The organism is Mycobacterium sp. NGS45, from assembly GCF_059812645.1.
In genome coordinates this window covers 103607-119516 of sequence record NZ_JCALDB010000004.1, presented here as the reverse complement: position 1 = coordinate 119516, position 15910 = coordinate 103607, and the positions used below count along the sequence as shown (strand labels likewise).

The following is a 15910-nucleotide window of genomic DNA, read 5'->3' as shown; positions in this document are numbered from 1 at the left end:
ACTAGTCCGTGACGTCGAGGTCGCGAACCGCCGCGGCAAACACCTCGCCGCGATCGGCATACCCCGCGAACTGATCGAACGACGCCCCGGCCGGCGCCAGCAGCACGGTGTCCCCCGGTCGGGCGAGTTCGCGGGCGGTGGCCACTGCGGCCGACATCACCGAGCTGGCCGAGCCCGCGGGCGCCCTGACCACTCGAGTCACAAATGCCCCATTAGTCCCAAGCATCTCAACATCCTCCCCCGTCACAACCTCGACGGCGGGGACATCGGGTGCGTGTCGTGATAACGCCTTGGCTACCAAACCGCGGTCCCGGCCGATCAGCACCACACCGGCCAGCCGGTCGGCGATCCGGGTCACCATGTCGTCGACCGCCGCACCCTTGAGCAAACCGCCGGCAATCCACACCACCCGCGGGTACGCGCGCACCGAGGCCTCGGCGGCATGCGGGTTGGTGGCCTTGGAGTCGTCGACGTAGGCGACGCCGTCGACGACGGCGACCAGTTCGGCGCGGTGCCGACCCACACTGAACGAGGCCAACGCCGTCGCGATCGCCTCGGCCGGCACGTCGACCGCGCGGGCCAGCGCCGCGGCGGCCAACGCGTCGAGCACCCCGACCGGACCGGCCACCGGAATCGAATCCGCCGCAGCCAGCGTCAGCTCCGGATCGGCGAACGCGTGGTCGGTCAACCGACCGTCGCGCACCCCGAGCTCGCCGGCCGCCGGCGCCCCGAGCCGGAAGCCGACCTTGACTTCCGCGGCGGCGTCGCGCAACAACTCGGCGGCCAGCGGGTCGTCGAGCCCGGCCACCGCGACCCGGCCGGTCAGCGCGCGGGCCTTGGCCGCGGCATAGTGCGCCAGGCTGCCGTGCCAGTCCAGGTGGTCTTCGGCGACGTTGAGCAGCACGCCGGCGTCCGGGCGCACCGACGACGACCAGTGCAGCTGGAAGCTGGACAACTCGACGGCCAGGAACTCCGATGGCGTGCCGAGCACGTCGAGCACCGGCTCACCGATGTTGCCGCACAGCAGACTGGCCCGCCCGGCGGCAGTCAGCATGGCGTGCAGCATCGAGGTGGTGGTGGTCTTGCCGTTGGTGCCGGTGACCACCAGCCAGCGCCGCGCCGGCCCGTAACGCCCGGATTGGTCCAGCCGCCAGGCCAATTCGACGTCACCCCAGATCGGCACGCCGGCGCGGCCGGCGGCCACCGCGACCGGGGCGCTGGGCGGCAGACCCGGACTGACCACCACCAGCGCGTAGCCGGCGATCCGGACGAGCGCGGTCGCGGCGTCGACGACGACGGTGCCCTCGGCGGCGCGGGCGGTCAGCACGGCCGGGTCGTCGTCGGTCAGTTCGGCGCGCACATCCAACGGGGCCAACGCCGCCAGCACCGCGCGGCCGGTCACCCCGGCCCCGACCACCAGCACCGCGGCGTCCGGACGCAGCGGACCCAGACCTTCGGAGCCGGCCGGGTTCAAGCTAGGCGCCGATCGCCGCGAGCCACTCGCTGTAGAACAGCGCCACACCCAGGCCGCAGGCGATCGCGGTCAGCAGCCAGAACCGGATGATCACGGTGGTCTCGGCCCAACCAACCAGTTCGAAGTGGTGGTGGAACGGCGCCATCCGGAACACCCGCCGGCCGGTGGTGCGGAACGCCAGGATCTGCACCACCACCGAGACGATCTCGGCCACGAACAGCGCACCGAGCACCACCGCGAGCACCTCGGTGTGGCTGGTCACCGACAGCCCGGCGATGATCCCGCCGAGTGCCAGCGAGCCGGTGTCGCCCATGAAGATCTTGGCCGGTGCGGCGTTCCACCACAGGAAGCCGATGCAGGCACCGGCAGTGGCGGCCGCGATCAACGCCAGGTCCAGCGGGTCGCGCACGTTGTAGCAGCCCAGCCCGGGTGCGGTGGCGCACGCATTGCGGTACTGCCAGAAGGTGATCAGCACATAGGCCGCGCTGACCATGCCCATGCTGCCGGCCGCCAAACCGTCCAGCCCGTCGGTGAAGTTCACCGCATTCGACCAGGCCGACACCAGGAACACGATGAACAGCAGGAACAGCAGCGGCGGCAACGTCACGGTGGCGATCTCGCGCACGTAGGACAGCTCGCGGCCACCGGGCGTCAGGCCGGACGGGTTGCGGAACTGCAGCACCAGGATGCCGAACAGCACCGCCGCGCCCACCTGCCCGACGGTCTTGGCGGTCTTGTTCAGTCCCAGGTTGCGCGAGCGGCGGATCTTGATCAGGTCGTCGAGGAAGCCGACCGCGCCCAGCACCGTGGCCAGGCCCAGCACCAGCAAACCCGAGGCGGTGGGTCCGGTGCCGTCCAGGGCCAACCCGACCAGGTGCGTGCCGAGGTAGCCGGCCCAGATGCCGGCCAGGATCGCCACGCCGCCCATCGACGGGGTACCGCGTTTGGTGGCGTGGCTCGGCGGGCCGTCCTCGCGGATCTCGTGCCCGAAGCCCTGCCGGGTGAACAGCCGGATCAATGCCGGTGTGAGCAGGATCGCCACCGCCAGCGACAGGCCGACGGCAATCAGGATCAGTCGCATGCCGGTCCGTCTCCGTCGTCGATCAGCTGCTGGGCCAGAGTCGCCAACCCGGCCGAGTTGGAGGCCTTGACCAACACCACGTCACCGGGCTGCAGTTCGGCGCGCAGCAACGCCAGCGCGGCGTCGGCATCGTCGACGCGGGTGGCTTCGGATCCCCACGAACCCTCCATCACCGCGCCCTGGTGCATGGCGCTCATAGCTCTCCCGGTTCCGACGACGACAAGTCGAGAAACATCTAATCGCACCGCCAATCTGCCGATGCGGTCGTGTTCGGAAATCGCGTCCTCGCCGAGTTCGGCCATCTCGCCGAGCACCGCGAAGCTGCGGCGCGCCGGCGCGCCGTGCTCGCGGGGCGCGCGGGCCATCCAGGCCAACGCGGCCAGGCCGGCGCGCATCGAATCCGGGTTCGCGTTGTAGGCGTCGTTGACGACGGTGACGCCGTCGACGCGGTCGGTGACCGCCATCCGGTGCGGCGAGACGGGTCCGGCCGCACCCAGTGCCCGCGCCACACCGTCGAGGTCGGCCCCGCATTCCAACGCGACCGCGGCCGCGCACAGCGCGTTGGACACCTGGTGGTCGCCGTGCACGGCCAGCGTCACCGGAACCGACTCGTGACCGTGGTGCAGCACGAACCGGGGCCGGGCCAGCTCGTCGAGTTGCACGTCGGCGGCCCACAGATCGGCCGGGCCGGCCCGGCTGACCCGCACCACCCGGGCCGAGGTCTTGTTCGCCATCGCCGCGACCGCGCTGTCGTCGACGTTGAGCACCACCACGCCGTCAGCTGGAATGGCTTGAGCCAGCTCGCTTTTGGTGTCAGCGATGGCTTGCCGGGAACCGAACTCGCCGAGGTGCGCGGTGCCCACGTTGAGCACCACACCGAGCGACGGCGGCGCGACGGCAGCCAACGCGGCGATGTTGCCGGGATGCCGCGCGGACAGTTCCAGGATCAGGAAGTCGGTGTCGGCGTCGGCGCGCAGCACGGTCCAGGGGTGGCCGAGCTCGTTGTTGAACGATCCGGGCGGGGCCACCACCTGCCCCAACGGCGCCAACACGGCGGCCAGCAGGTCCTTGGTCGAGGTCTTGCCCGACGAACCGGTCACCCCGATGATCCGCAGTCCGTCGGCAGCCAACCGGCGCGCGACCTCGGCGGCCAACCGGGCCAGCGCAGCCAGCACCGCGGCCCCGGAGCCGTCCTGGTCGTGCTCGAGCACGCTCGAACTGGTGTCGCCCGGCGCCGGGTCGACCACGATCGCCGGGACCCCGACCGGGCGGGCCGCCAGCACCGCGGCGGCGCCCGCGGCGTGCGCGGCCGCGGCGAAATCGTGGCCGTCGCTGCGCGCGCCCGGCAGAGCCAGGAACAACCCGTCGGCAGTGACTGCGCGGGAATCGAATTCGACACTGCCACGGACGTGCGTACCGGCGGCGTCGGCGGCGCTGATGTCGGCCAGCCGACCGCCGACGATCTCGGCGATCTCGGCGACGGTGAGGTCGATCATGACCCCGACCCCAGCGCGTCGATCGCCTCGGCGAGCACTTCGCGGTCGTCGAACGGCACGGTGCGATCCCCTCCGGTCTGTCCGGTCTCATGGCCCTTGCCGGCGATCAGCACCACGTCCCCGGTGCGCGCCCAGCCGACCGCGGCCGTGATGGCGGCGCGCCGGTCCCCCACCTCGAGCACCTCGGCGGCGTGCCCGCTGGCCCCGGCCGCGATGGCGGCGCGGATCGTGGCGGGGTCCTCGGTGCGCGGGTTGTCGTCGGTGATCACCACCAGGTCGGCGAGTTCGGCGGCCACCGCACCCATGTCGGCTCGCTTGCCCGGATCGCGGTCACCGCCGGCGCCGAACACCACGGCGAGCCGGCCCTCGGCCTGGTTGCGCAGGGTCTCCAGCACGGCCCGCAGCGCCCCGGGTTTGTGCGCGTAGTCGACCAGCGCCAGGAAGTCCTGGCCGCGTTCGACCGGCTCCAATCGGCCCGGCACCCGTGCCTGCATCAGACCGGGCGCGGCCTGTTCGGGGGCCACCCCGATGGCGTCCAGCAGCGCCAACGCCAGCAGGGTGTTGGCCACGTTGTAGCGGCCGGGCAGCCGGATGCCGATCCGGTGGTGCACGCCGGCCGGGTCGGTGACGGTGAACTCCTGACCGCCGTCGCCGCTGTGCACGATGTCGGCGCAGGTCCAGTCCGCGGGCCCGGTGCTGGACACCGTGATCGGATCGGCCGCGCGGGCGGCCATCGCCACGCCGGCGTCGTCGTCGATGCAAATCACGGCGCGCTCGGCATGCAGCGGGGACGCCGGATCGAACAGCAGCGCCTTGGCCTCGAAGTAATCGGCCATGCTGGGGTGGAAATCCAGGTGGTCGCGGGACAGGTTGGTGAAACCGCCGGCCGCGAACCGGACGCCGTCGACCCGGCCCAGGGCCAGCGCGTGGCTGGACACCTCCATCACCGCGGTGTCGACGCCGCGCTCGACCATGCTGGCCAGCAGCCGCTGGACGGCGGGGGCTTCCGGCGTGGTCAGCGCGCTGGGCTGGGCGGCGCCGTCGATCCGGATGCCGACCGTGCCGATCAGCCCGGCGCTGCGGTCGGCGGCGCGCAGCCCGGCCTCCATCAGGTAGGTGGTGGTGGTCTTACCCGAGGTTCCGGTGACCCCGATGACCGTCAGCGAGTGCGACGGATCGCCGTAGACGCGGGCCGACACGGCTCCGAGCACCGACCGCGGCGCGTCGTGCACCAGCACCGGCACCGCTATGTCGCCCAGGATCTGCGCGCCGGCCGGGTCGGTCAGGATCGCGACCGCGCCGCGGCTGACCGCGTCCGGTCCGAAAGCTGCCCCATGCGCCGACGAACCCGGGAGCGCGGCGAACAGATCGCCCGGATGGGCGTCCTGGGCCCGCAGCGTCACCCCGCTGAGCTGCGGATCGGCGCCGGCCGGCGCAACCTCGCCGGCGCGGATGCCGGCCCCGTCGGCCAGCGCAGCGAGCTCACGCAGCGTCGCGGGAACCAGGATGCGTGGACGCAGGCCCGAGCTCACCACACACCTCCGCACTAGCGACCGTCATCAGCCTTGACACCCTACCGACTGGCCGGGCGGACCGAAGCCGCTCAGGTGGCCTGCAGGATCAGATCCGGTCCCGGATCCGGCGAGAGCGGAACGTTCTCACGACGCAGCAGCCAGGACGCGATGCTGTGGAACAGCGGAGCCGCCGAGGATCCCGGGCTGCCGTCGGCGGCCCGGTGCGGGGCGTCCATCATGATGCCGATGACGTAGCGCGGGTCGTCGGCGGGCGCCATCCCGGCGAAGGTGATCCAGTAGACGTCGCTGTAGTAGCAGCCGCATTCCGGGTTGATCTTCTGCGCGGTACCGGTCTTGCCGGCGATCTGGTAGCCCTCGACCGCGGCCTGCGGGCCGGTGCCCTGCTGATAGCCCATCGGGTCGCGCTGTACGACGGCCCGGAACATGTTCCGCACGGTGCGCGCGGTCTCGGCCGACACCACCCGCACTCCCTCGGGGCGTTCCTCGTCGGTGCGGGTGCCGTCCGCGGCGATGGTGGACCGCAGGATCCGCGGCGGGATCCGCACCCCGTCGTTGGCGATCGCCTGGTACATGCCCGCCATCTGCAGCAGGGTCATCGAAAGACCTTGCCCGATGGGCAGGTTGGAGAACGTGCTACCGGACCACTGCTCCATCGGCGGTACCAGACCGGCGCTCTCGCCGGGTAGTCCGACATTGCTGCGCTGACCCAGACCGAACTTCTCCAGCATCTCGAAGTACCGGTCCGGGCCCACCCGCTGCGCCAGCATCAGGGTGCCGACGTTGGAGGACTTCCCGAAGATCCCGGTGGTGGTGTAGGGCATCACGCCGTGTTCCCAGGCGTCGCCGACGGTCACCCCGCCCATGTGGATCGAGCCGGGCACCTGCAGTACCTCGTCGGGATTGGTCAAGCCCAGCTCGATCGCGGCGGCCGCGGTGACGATCTTGTTCACCGATCCGGGTTCGAACGGCGAGGACACCGCCAGGTTGCCCATCTCCTTGTGGCCCTGCCGGCCGAGATCCTGAGCGGGGTCGAAGGTGTTGTCGTTCGACATCGCCAGCACCTCACCGGTTTTGGCGTCGAGGACCACCGCCGAGACGTTCTTCGCACCGGAGGCGTCCTTGGCCATCTGCACCTGCTGCTGGACGTGGAACTGGATGTCGTCGTCGATGGTGAGTTGCACCGTGGCGCCGTCCACGGCGTTGTGCTGGTTGCGGTAGCTGCCCGGGATCACCACACCGTCGGATCCGCGGTCGTAGGTGATCGAGCCGTCGGTGCCGGCCAGCACCGCGTCCAGCGAATCCTCCAGCCCGAGCAGGCCGTGGCCGTCCCAGTCGATGCCGCCGACCAGGTTGGCCGCCAACGAACCGCCCGGGTACTGGCGCAGGTCCTGGCGCTCCGAGCCCACCTCCGGGAATTTCTCCGAAATCTTCGATGCCACAGCGGGATCCACCGCCCGGGCCAGATAAACGAAGGTTTCGTTGCTGTTCAGCTTCTTGAGCACGGTGGCCATGTCGGGACGGTTGTCCAGCTGGGTGGCGACCTCACGGGCGATGTCACGCAGCCGGGTTTGCGGTTCGGGGGCCTTCTCGGACTTGGCCCGGGCCTCGGCCAGTTGCTCGCGGATCTTCTTGGGCTGGAAGGTCAGCGCCCTGGCCTCGATGGTGAACGCCAGCTTGTCGAAGTTGCGGTCCACGATGGCGCCGCGCACCGCCTGTTCGACGTCGGTGACCTTGAGTTGGCCCGCGGCCTGGGCGCGCAACCCGGCCGCGCGCGGCACCTGCAGGCTGAACAGCTGAGCCGCGGCGATGATCAGGAAGACCGCGACGATGATGTTGCCGGTGCGGTGCCGGAAGGCGAACTCGGCGGTCCGCGAACCGGTTTCGACGGCCTCCCGGGTACGCCGGGCGCGTACCGAATGTCCCTGCGCCGCAGCCGGCTTGGCCCCGCGGCCAGCCGAGCCGGGTGCTGGGCGGCCGGCCCGGCTCACGCCGGCGCTCCTGCGGGTGCCGGGGCCGGGTTCACCAGGACGGGTTGTTCGGGTGCGACGGTTGGGCCGGGCGCCGGGCCGCGTGCCGGGCCGGGGGCCGGGCCGGTGCCCTGCGGGGCTGCGGGAACCGCGACCTCAGGTGCTGGTGCGGCAGCCTCAGGTGCCGGTGCCGCGACTTCGGGGGCCGCCGGTGCAGCAGCTTCGGGGGCTGCCGGTGCGGCGGGTGCGGGTGCGGGTGCGGGTGCGGGTGCGGCAGCCTCGGGAGCCGCGGGCGCGGCCGGTGCGGGTGCGACCGCAACCGGCCCGGGCTGCGGTGCGGTCGGCGAATGACCGTGGTCCAGCGGCTGGGCGGCCGGATTCGGTTCGGCGGCAGCCGGTGCCGGGACCCGCACCGGGCGTTCGACCTCCTGCGGCCGGGTGGCGTCGGCGGCCGGAGGCTCTTCGGGCAGCTTGACGTTCAACGGTGGCGGCGGTACACCCTCGGCAGGTTTGGGTTCGCCCACCACCATCCAGCCGCCGGCCGCATCCTGGACCAGGTGCGCGGTGTCGCGCGACGGGATCATGCCCAGTTCGCGGGCTGCTTCGGCCAGCGCCGGCGCGGCCTGCGCCTCCAGCACATCGCGTTCCAGCGCTTCCTTCTGCTGCAGCAGCTGCTGGTTCTGCAGCCGCGCGTTGCCCAGTTGGTAGGACCGTTCGGCAGCATCGGTGGACAGCCACAGCGTGACGCCCAGCCCCACCCCGAGCGCGGCGATGACGAACACCACGAACGGCACCCGCGCGGCCAGCCGCCGCGGGTTGAGATCGATGCCGGCCAGCCAGATCCGCAGCCGTTCCCGCAGCGGGACCCGAACTACTTTGGGCGCCTTGGCCTTACGCGCCTTGGCCCGGGCCTTGGCCTGACCGGCGTTCTTTGCCGGCACCGGGCGTTGGATCGGCGTGGTGGCCGGTCCGTGCTGCGGGGCGCGCGGTGCGCCGCGACCGGTCCGCCGCGGCTGCGCGTCGGCACCCCGGCGCGGCGGTGCTCCGTCGGCCCGCCGCCGACGCTGCGGGGTCTCGGTGGCCCGGACCCGTCGGGCCGGCGGATCGCCGACCGGCACCCGCCCCCGGGCGCCGCGCGGCTTCGGCGTCGCTGCACGCTTGGTCTTCATGCCGGTGGCCTTTCCCTGAGCTTTTGCACTGCTCGCAACCGCACCGCCGCGCTGCGCGGATTGAGTTCAATCTCGTCGTTCCCGGCGCGTTCGGCGCCCCGGGTCAGATGGCTGAATTCCGGTTCGTGGCCCGGCAATTCGACCGGCAGCCCCGCTGGGGTGCGGCTGGCCGTGGCCTCGGCGAAGACCGCCTTGACGATCTTGTCCTCCAGCGACTGGTAGGCCATCACCACCGCCCGGCCACCCACCACCAGCGCATCCAAGGCCGCCGGCAGCGCAGCCCGCAGCGAGTCCAGCTCGCCGTTGACCGCGACCCGCAGGGCCTGGAAGGTGCGTTTGGCCGGATGCCCTCCGGTGCGCCGGGCCGGCGCCGGAATGGCCGCGTACAGCAACTCGACCAGCTCGCCGGTGGTCTGGAACGGCTTCTGCTTCCGGCTGCGCAGCACGTGGGCGGCGATCCGGGAGGCGAACCGTTCCTCGCCGTAGCTGCGCAGCACCCGGGTCAGCTGCGCCTGGTCGTAGGTGTTGAGGATGTCGGCCGCGGTCAGCGGCAGGTCGGGATCCATCCGCATGTCCAACGGCGCGTCGCTGGCATAGGAGAACCCGCGCTCGACCCGGTCGAGCTGCATGGATGACACCCCGAGGTCGAACAGCACGCCGTCAATCGACCCGCGGGTCGCCAGGCCGGCGTCGGTCAGCGCGGTGTCGATGCCGTCATAGCGGGTGCGGACCAACTCGACGCGATCACCGAACGGCGCCAACCGTGCTCCGGCGATCTGCAGCGCGGTGGGATCGCGGTCCAGCCCGATCAGCCGCAGACCCGGGAACTCGGTCAGGAAGCGCTCGGAGTGGCCACCGGCACCCAGGGTGGCGTCCACCAGCACCGCACCCGACCCGTCGGCGGACTGCCGGCGCAACGCCGGCGCCAGCAGTTCCACGCAGCGCTCCAGCAGGACCGGCACATGGCCATGACTTTCGTCGGCCATCGCCACTCCTCCCGTCAGGGTGTGGAAAGCCCGTGCACCGAGGTCCCTGTCCGTAACGAACCTGGCGTTGGGGAAGTACGCCAGGGTCGTTTCGGGCAGAGGCCACGTGGCACGGGCCCCAACCGGTTGGCAACCCCTCGCCGCGGCTGCGGCAGTCGGTCCGACGGCCGCATCAGATGATGTCGCGAAGTGCTTCATCGCTGGCCGCGGAGAAGTTCTCTTCGTGGGTCTGCTGGTACTCCTGCCAGGCCTGGGCATCCCAGATCTCGAGGTAGTCGACCGAGCCGATCACCACGCAGTCTTTGGACAGGCCGGCGTAGCGGCGGTGGTCGGCCGACAGCGTGATCCGGCCTTGACCGTCGGGATGCTGTTCGTCGGTGGCGGCTGCCAGGTTGCGCAGAAACGCCCTGGCCTCCGGGTTGCTGCGGGACGCGCTGGCCGCGCGCCGAGCCAGTTGCTCGAACTCCGCGCGGGGGTACACGGCCAGGCTGTGGTCTTGGCTCTTGGTGACCATCAACCCTCCTGCCAGTGCGTCGCGGAACTTGGCCGGCAGCGTGAGCCGCCCCTTGTCGTCGAGCTTGGGCGTGTAGGTGCCGAGAAACACACTCGTCACCTCCCGCTTGGGCCTGCTGTGCGGAACCCCCTGGCGCTCCGCACATCGCCACCATACCCCACAATCCCCCACTTTGCTCCATTAAAGCGGGAAACTTGCCCGCGGTTCCCCACCCAGTCCCACGAGGATGCCACCGGGCGCCAGTACTTCCTTCGACCACGCGCCGACGAGTCAGGAGAAACCGCAGTTCAGAGCGGTAGGGAGGGCCGCAGCCACCGGTGGGGCGAAGTGGGGGGCGCGGCCCTGTCGAGGCTCCGACCGGCCGGAAACCACCCGACACGCCCGCGTTGCGATCAGGTTGCGGCGCGAGAACGAAAGCGGGGCAGCCACCCGGCTGCCCCGCAATATCAGTGCTTCAGGAAGCTACTGCTCGAACCGACGACGGAACCGGTCTTCCATCCGGTCGGTGAACGACCCGGCGCCAGAGCTTTTGTTCTTCTTGATCTTGGTCGGGCCGGCGCCCGCGCCGCCCTTGTCCGGGCTCGGCACCCGCGGACCGGTGACGGCGAACACCACACCGGCGAACATCGCGATGAAACCGATCACCGAAAGCACCGGGAAATCCCCGATCATGGTCTGCTTGACCGCGACACCGGTGACCAGCAATGCCAAACCGACCACGAAGAGCCCGATGCCCTGCAGACGTCGCCGCGCTGAGGGAGCCCGGAAATTGCCGCCCCGCACGCTGGAAGCGAACTTCGGGTCTTCGGCGTAGAGCGCGCTCTCGATCTGGTCGAGCATGCGCTGCTCATGCTCGGAGAGTGGCATTCGTCCCTCCTTGCCTGCGCGGCGGTTTGTCGGCGTGCTGTCGGATCCCACGGCCCACTGCGGGCCTCTATAGAGATGATACGAGGTGAATCTGCGCCGTACCACCCACTTCACTGCCCCCATTGTAGGTGGTGCAGGACCCCGCGCTGTGCGGCCGTCCCACAGCACATAATGAGTCAGGACCGGCATGGAGCAGGGCGCCACCGAAAACCGATCGACTCCTGTGGAAGGCACACCGCTTTGGCGACGTACCTGATCGACCTGTCGGCCTCCGACATGCAGCGCCGGCTGGCCGAAGCGCTGAGCGTCTACGTCGAAGCCATGCGCTACCCCCGCGGCACCGAGCAGCAGCGCGCATCGATGTGGCTCGAGCACATCCGGCGCCCCGGCTGGCGCGCGGTGGCAGCCGTCGAGGTCACCCCGGATGGCGGTGCCGGTACCGCGGCGAACGGCAGCGGCGCCGGGGAGGTGGCGCTGCCCGACCCGGCCGCGATCGACGCCGCGCCGCTGTTGGGGGTGGCCTACGGCTACTGCGGGGCCCCCGATCAGTGGTGGCGTCAGCAGGTGGTCGCCGGACTGCACCGGAGCGGCCTGCCGGCCACCGACATCGAGGCGCTGACCAGCAATTACTTCGAGCTCACGGAGTTGCACATCGCGCCGCAGGCGCAAGGCCGCGGGCTGGGCGAGGCGCTGGCGCGCCGGCTGCTGGCCGACCGGCGGGAGGCCAATGTGCTGCTGTCCACCCCGGAGATCAACGGCGAGGACAACCGCGCCTGGCGGCTGTACCGCCGGCTCGGGTTCACCGACGTGATCCGCGGCTACCACTTCGCCGGGGATCCGCGGGCGTTCGCCATCCTGGGCCGCGGCCTGCCGCTGTAGAACCGAACCGAACCCGCGCTCGGGCCGCCCGCAACCACCGGATCTGGCACGATGACCGGGTGCGCGCCCCCGATTCCCGATCCTGCCAGCGCCGCCGCGTGCTCGCGCTCGCGGTGCTGCTGGCACTGCTGGTGACGTTGCTGAGCGGCTGTCTACGGGTCCGCGCGTCGATCACGGTGTCGCCCGACGACCTGGTGTCCGGGCAGATCGTGGCGGCGGCCGTTCCGCGCGACGACGACGACAAGGGTCCGCAGCTGGTCAACAATCTGCCGTTCGGGCACAAGGTTTCGGTGACCAAGTACGAAACCGACGAATACGTCGGCTCGCAGGCGGTGTTCTCCAACCTGACCTTCGCCGAACTGCCGCAGCTGGCCGGTCTCAACGACGACGCCGCCGGCGTGGACCTGCAACTGCGCCGGGCCGGCAGCCTGGTGATCCTGGAGGGCCGGGTGGATCTGACCACGCTGGTCGACCAGGAGGCCGACGTCGCGCTGACGGTGTCCTTTCCCGGCGAGGTGACCTCGACCAACGGCGAGCGCATCGACAGCAAGGTGGTGCAGTGGCAGCTGCAGCCGGGTGTGGTGAACGCCATGAGCGCGCAAGCCCGCTACACCGATCCGGCCACCCGCTCGTTCACCGGTGGCGCACTGGTGCTCGGCATCGCCGCGGTGCTGGTGGCCGGTGCAACCGGGCTGCTGGCCTGGGCCGCCCGGGACCGCTCGGCCAAACCCGGCGCCGGTGCCGAGGTCGGCTGAGCGGCGCGCGGCGTGCCGCAGTCTGCGGTGCCTGGGCCCGGCGCCGCGAGCCACGCTCTACGCTGTGGATTCGGCCCCCGTGATCCCGGGCCGGGATTGAGCACGAGCGACAGGGAGGTACGGCGCTGACCCCCGAACCTGCGGCACCGTCAGCCGTCGAGTTGGCCGCGGCCGTCACCGACCGACTGCGGGACTACCTGCAGCTCCGGCGTTCCGATGCCGCCTACATCGGCACCGACTACGCCGAATTGATCGACGCGCTGGCCGATTTCGTGCTGCGCGGCGGCAAGCGGGTCCGGCCCGCGTTCGCCTACTGGGGTTGGCGTGCCGCATTGCCGGCCGAACCCAGCGACCCGATGGACCCCGATGCGCTGCTGCTGTTCTCGGCGCTCGAGTTGTTGCACGCCTGCGCTCTGGTGCACGACGACGTGATCGACGACTCCGGCACGCGGCGTGGCTGGCCCACCGTGCACGTGCACTTCGCCGAGTTGCACCGGGCCCGCGCCTGGCGCGGCTGCCCCGATCAGTTCGGCCGCTCGGCGGCGATCCTGGCCGGCGACCTGTCCTTGGTGTGGGCCGACGACATCATCTCCACGGTGTCGATGCCCGACGGTGCGCACCCGCGGGTGCAGCGGGTGTGGGCCGACATCCGCACCGAGGTGCTGGGCGGCCAGTACCTCGACATCGTCGCCGAATCCAGTGCGGCGCAGTCGATCGAGTCGGCGATGACCGTCAACATGTTCAAGACCGCGTCGTACACGGTGTCCCGGCCGCTGCAACTGGGCGCAGCCGCCGCGGCCGATCGGCCCGACGTGCAGAAGGCCTTCCACGATCTGGGCACCGACCTCGGTGTGGCGTTCCAGCTGCGCGACGACGTGCTCGGCGTGTTCGGCGACCCCGCGGTGACCGGCAAACCCTCCGGTGACGATCTGCGCGCCGGCAAACGAACCGTGCTGTTGGCCGAGGCGGTGGCCCGGGCCGAGGACTCCGACCCGGCCGGCGCCGAGCTGCTGCGCACCGGCGTCGGTGCCGAACTCAGCGATCAACAGGTGCGCGAGCTGTGCGCGGTGATCGAGTCGGTGGGCGCGCTGGCCGCCGTCGAGGAGCGGATCGAGACGCTGACCCGGCGCGGCTTGCAGACCCTGGCCGCGTTGGACATCAACCCCGCCGCCAGGACCGGGTTGGCCGAGCTCGCCCACGCTGCCGCCAACCGGACGGCCTGATGGACACCGTCTCCCACGACGACCGCCCGGCCGGCTCCGCGCTGACCCGCGGCTGGCAACAACTCAAGCAGTTCAGCACCGCCGAGGCGGCCCGGCCGGCGCTGCTGGGCCTGCTGGGCGCGATGCTGATCGCGGCCGGCGGCCTGGGTGCGGGCAGCACCCAATTGCACGACGCGCTGCTCGAAGAGCTTCGGCTGTCCTGGCTGCGGTTCGGGCACGGCCTGGTGGTGTCCTCGCTGCTGCTGTGGGGCGGGGTGGCGCTCATGCTGGCCGCCTGGCTGTGGCTGGGCCGCCGGGTGGCGGCCGGCGCGGTGACCGAGAACACCATGATCGCCACCACCGGTTTCTGGCTGGCGCCGCTGCTGCTGTCGGTGCCGCTGTTCTCCCGGGACACCTACTCGTATCTGGCCCAGGGCGCGCTGCTGCGCGACGGCCTGGACCCGTACGTGGTCGGGCCGATCGAGAACCCGAACATCTTGTTGGACAATGTCAGTCCGATCTGGACCACCACCACCGCGCCGTACGGCCCGGCGTTCATCCTGGTGGCCAAGTTCGTCACGATGATCGTCGGCGACCACGTGATCGCCGGCACCATGCTGCTGCGGCTGTGCATGCTGCCCGGGCTGGCGCTGCTGATCTGGGCCACCCTGCGGATCAGCCGGCACCTGGGCAGCAACGGCGCCACCGCGCTGTGGATCTGCGTGCTCAACCCGCTGGTGATCATCCATCTGATGGGCGGGGTGCACAACGAGATGCTGATGGTCGGCCTGATGGCCGCCGGCATCGCGCTCACCCTGGGCCGACACCCGGTCTGGGGGGTGAGCCTGGTCGCCGCCGCGGTGGCGGTCAAGGCCACCGCGGGTCTGGCGCTGCCGTTCTTGGTGTGGGTGTGGATGCGCCAACTGCAGGACCGCGGTGACCGTGCGGCGCGCCGCCCGGTGGCCGCGTTCGCGATCGCGACGGCGGCCTCGCTGGCGATCTTCGTGGCGGTGTTCGCGGTGCTGTCGGCGCTGGCCGGAGTGGGGCTGGGCTGGCTCACGGCGCTGGCCGGTTCGGTCAAGATCATCAACTGGCTGACCATCCCGACCGCCGTCGCCAATCTCACCAACGCCGTCGGCGGCCTGTTCTTCCCGGTGAGTTTCTACGCCGTGTTGGAGGTCACCCGGATCGTCGGCATCGGGGTGATCGCCGTGACGCTGCCGCTGCTGTGGTGGCGGTTCCGGCACGACGACCGCGAGGCGCTGATCGGCATCGCCTGGGCGATGGTGGTGGTGGTGCTGTTCGTACCGGCCGCACTGCCCTGGTACTACACCTGGCCGTTGGCGGTGATGGCCGCGCTGACTCAGTCCCGGGCCTGGATCGCGGCGATCGCGGGCTTCTCCACCTGGATCATGGTGATCTTCAAACCCGACGGCTCACACGGCATGTACTCCCCCGTGCACGTCGGGTTGGCGACGGTGTGCGCCGTGCTGGCCTGGTACGTGTTGAGCCGCGACGAACCGGCCCGCGACCCGAGCTGAGAGCGGCCGACGCGGTCAGTAGGCCATGGCCTGCGCGCGGCGCAGCACCTCGCGGGCCTGATGCGAGTGCAGTGCGTCGACCGGGCGGGCGTTGGACTGCACGTCCTTGGTGCCGTCGCGGGTCAGGCTCAGCGACTCGTCGGCGGTGAACAGCCAGCGCAGGATCTCGGTGTCCTGGTAGCCGCCGTCGCGCAGCACCGCCACCAGGCCGGGCAGCGCCTTGACCACCTGTCCGGTCGGCGAGAAGAACGCCTGCGGAACCAGCGGCGCGCCGTTGCGGCGCACCGCGACCAGGTGCCCGTCGCGCAGGAGCTGGTGCACCTTGGTGACCGGGACCCGGAGCATCTCGGCCACCTCGGGCAGATCGAACATCGGCTCTTCCGGGTCCAGGACGTCCTGCCCGGCGGGAATGCTGCTCACCGGGCAAGTCTATGACCGTCGGGT

Annotated in this window: 14 protein-coding genes; 4 read left to right on the top strand and 10 right to left on the bottom strand. The window is 71.0% G+C overall.

Annotation, left to right across the window (positions count from 1 at the left end; all coding sequences use genetic code 11):
• Position 1 precedes the first annotated feature (1 nt).
• The 9 genes from murD to AC5Y3P_RS05605 form a co-directional block, all read right to left on the bottom strand.
• Complete coding sequence (gene murD, locus AC5Y3P_RS05645; RefSeq protein WP_500044904.1) at positions 2-1474, bottom strand: UDP-N-acetylmuramoyl-L-alanine--D-glutamate ligase; 1473 nt, start codon at positions 1472-1474, stop codon at positions 2-4.
• A 1-nt stretch (position 1475) separates the two neighbouring features.
• Complete coding sequence (gene mraY, locus AC5Y3P_RS05640) at positions 1476-2555, bottom strand: phospho-N-acetylmuramoyl-pentapeptide-transferase (protein ID WP_500044903.1); 1080 nt, start codon at positions 2553-2555, stop codon at positions 1476-1478.
• Positions 2546-4051, bottom strand: a complete 1506-nt coding sequence (locus tag AC5Y3P_RS05635) for a UDP-N-acetylmuramoyl-tripeptide--D-alanyl-D-alanine ligase (protein WP_500044902.1) — start codon at positions 4049-4051, stop codon at positions 2546-2548. Before AC5Y3P_RS05635 ends, mraY begins: the two co-directional genes overlap by 10 nt.
• Positions 4048-5583 (bottom strand): UDP-N-acetylmuramoyl-L-alanyl-D-glutamate--2,6-diaminopimelate ligase, encoded by a 1536-nt coding sequence (locus AC5Y3P_RS05630; RefSeq protein ID WP_500044901.1) that lies wholly within the window; start codon positions 5581-5583, stop codon positions 4048-4050. The genes AC5Y3P_RS05635 and AC5Y3P_RS05630 overlap by 4 nt, the downstream gene beginning before the upstream one ends.
• 71 nt (positions 5584-5654) lie before the next feature.
• Positions 5655-7574: a peptidoglycan D,D-transpeptidase FtsI family protein gene (locus AC5Y3P_RS05625; protein WP_500044900.1), complete on the bottom strand. Its 1920-nt coding sequence runs from the start codon at positions 7572-7574 to the stop codon at positions 5655-5657.
• Complete coding sequence (gene ftsL, locus AC5Y3P_RS05620; protein ID WP_500044899.1) at positions 7571-8722, bottom strand: cell division protein FtsL; 1152 nt, start codon at positions 8720-8722, stop codon at positions 7571-7573. The genes AC5Y3P_RS05625 and ftsL overlap by 4 nt, the downstream gene beginning before the upstream one ends.
• Positions 8719-9906, bottom strand: coding sequence for a 16S rRNA (cytosine(1402)-N(4))-methyltransferase RsmH (gene rsmH, locus AC5Y3P_RS05615; RefSeq protein ID WP_500044898.1), 1188 nt, complete (start codon positions 9904-9906; stop codon positions 8719-8721). The genes ftsL and rsmH overlap by 4 nt, the downstream gene beginning before the upstream one ends.
• Positions 9881-10312 carry a division/cell wall cluster transcriptional repressor MraZ gene (mraZ, locus tag AC5Y3P_RS05610; RefSeq protein WP_500044897.1) on the bottom strand — a complete coding sequence of 144 codons (432 nt, stop codon included), beginning with the start codon at positions 10310-10312 and terminating at the stop codon, positions 9881-9883. The genes rsmH and mraZ overlap by 26 nt, the downstream gene beginning before the upstream one ends.
• Before the next feature lie 372 nt (positions 10313-10684).
• Positions 10685-11089, bottom strand: coding sequence for an SCO2097 family morphological protein (locus AC5Y3P_RS05605; RefSeq protein WP_500044896.1), 405 nt, complete (start codon positions 11087-11089; stop codon positions 10685-10687).
• Between the two features lie 240 nt (positions 11090-11329).
• Between AC5Y3P_RS05605 and AC5Y3P_RS05600 the strand changes: the two genes are divergently transcribed.
• The 4 genes from AC5Y3P_RS05600 (at position 11330) to AC5Y3P_RS05585 (ending at position 15466) form a co-directional block, all read left to right on the top strand.
• Positions 11330-11968 carry a GNAT family N-acetyltransferase gene (locus tag AC5Y3P_RS05600; protein ID WP_500044895.1) on the top strand — a complete coding sequence of 213 codons (639 nt, stop codon included), beginning with the start codon at positions 11330-11332 and terminating at the stop codon, positions 11966-11968.
• 59 nt (positions 11969-12027) lie between these two features.
• Entirely contained in the window at positions 12028-12723 is a 696-nt protein-coding gene (locus AC5Y3P_RS05595; RefSeq protein WP_500044894.1) for a DUF3153 domain-containing protein, read from the top strand.
• Positions 12724-12884: 161 nt separating this feature from the next.
• A complete protein-coding gene (idsA2, locus tag AC5Y3P_RS05590) occupies positions 12885-13946 on the top strand; it encodes a bifunctional (2E,6E)-farnesyl/geranyl diphosphate synthase (protein WP_500044893.1) in 1062 nt (353 codons plus the stop codon).
• A complete protein-coding gene (locus AC5Y3P_RS05585; protein ID WP_500044892.1) occupies positions 13946-15466 on the top strand; it encodes an alpha-(1->6)-mannopyranosyltransferase A in 1521 nt (506 codons plus the stop codon). Before idsA2 ends, AC5Y3P_RS05585 begins: the two co-directional genes overlap by 1 nt.
• A gap of 15 nt (positions 15467-15481) precedes the next feature.
• Here the strand turns inward: AC5Y3P_RS05585 and AC5Y3P_RS05580 are convergent, their stop codons facing one another.
• On the bottom strand, positions 15482-15886 hold the full coding sequence (locus tag AC5Y3P_RS05580) for an Rv2175c family DNA-binding protein (protein WP_500044891.1): 405 nt from the start codon (positions 15884-15886) through the stop codon (positions 15482-15484).
• Positions 15887-15910 lie beyond the last annotated feature (24 nt).

Coding starts and splice junctions, on each gene's coding strand:
- mraY (WP_500044903.1), bottom strand. CDS start 2,555: ATGCGACTGATCCTGATTGCCGTCGGCCTGTCGCTGGCGGTGGCGATC.
- AC5Y3P_RS05635 (WP_500044902.1), bottom strand. CDS start 4,051: ATGATCGACCTCACCGTCGCCGAGATCGCCGAGATCGTCGGCGGTCGG.
- ftsL (WP_500044899.1), bottom strand. CDS start 8,722: ATGAAGACCAAGCGTGCAGCGACGCCGAAGCCGCGCGGCGCCCGGGGG.
- rsmH (WP_500044898.1), bottom strand. CDS start 9,906: ATGAAGCACTTCGCGACATCATCTGATGCGGCCGTCGGACCGACTGCC.
- AC5Y3P_RS05605 (WP_500044896.1), bottom strand. CDS start 11,089: ATGCCACTCTCCGAGCATGAGCAGCGCATGCTCGACCAGATCGAGAGC.
- AC5Y3P_RS05585 (WP_500044892.1), top strand. CDS start 13,946: ATGGACACCGTCTCCCACGACGACCGCCCGGCCGGCTCCGCGCTGACC.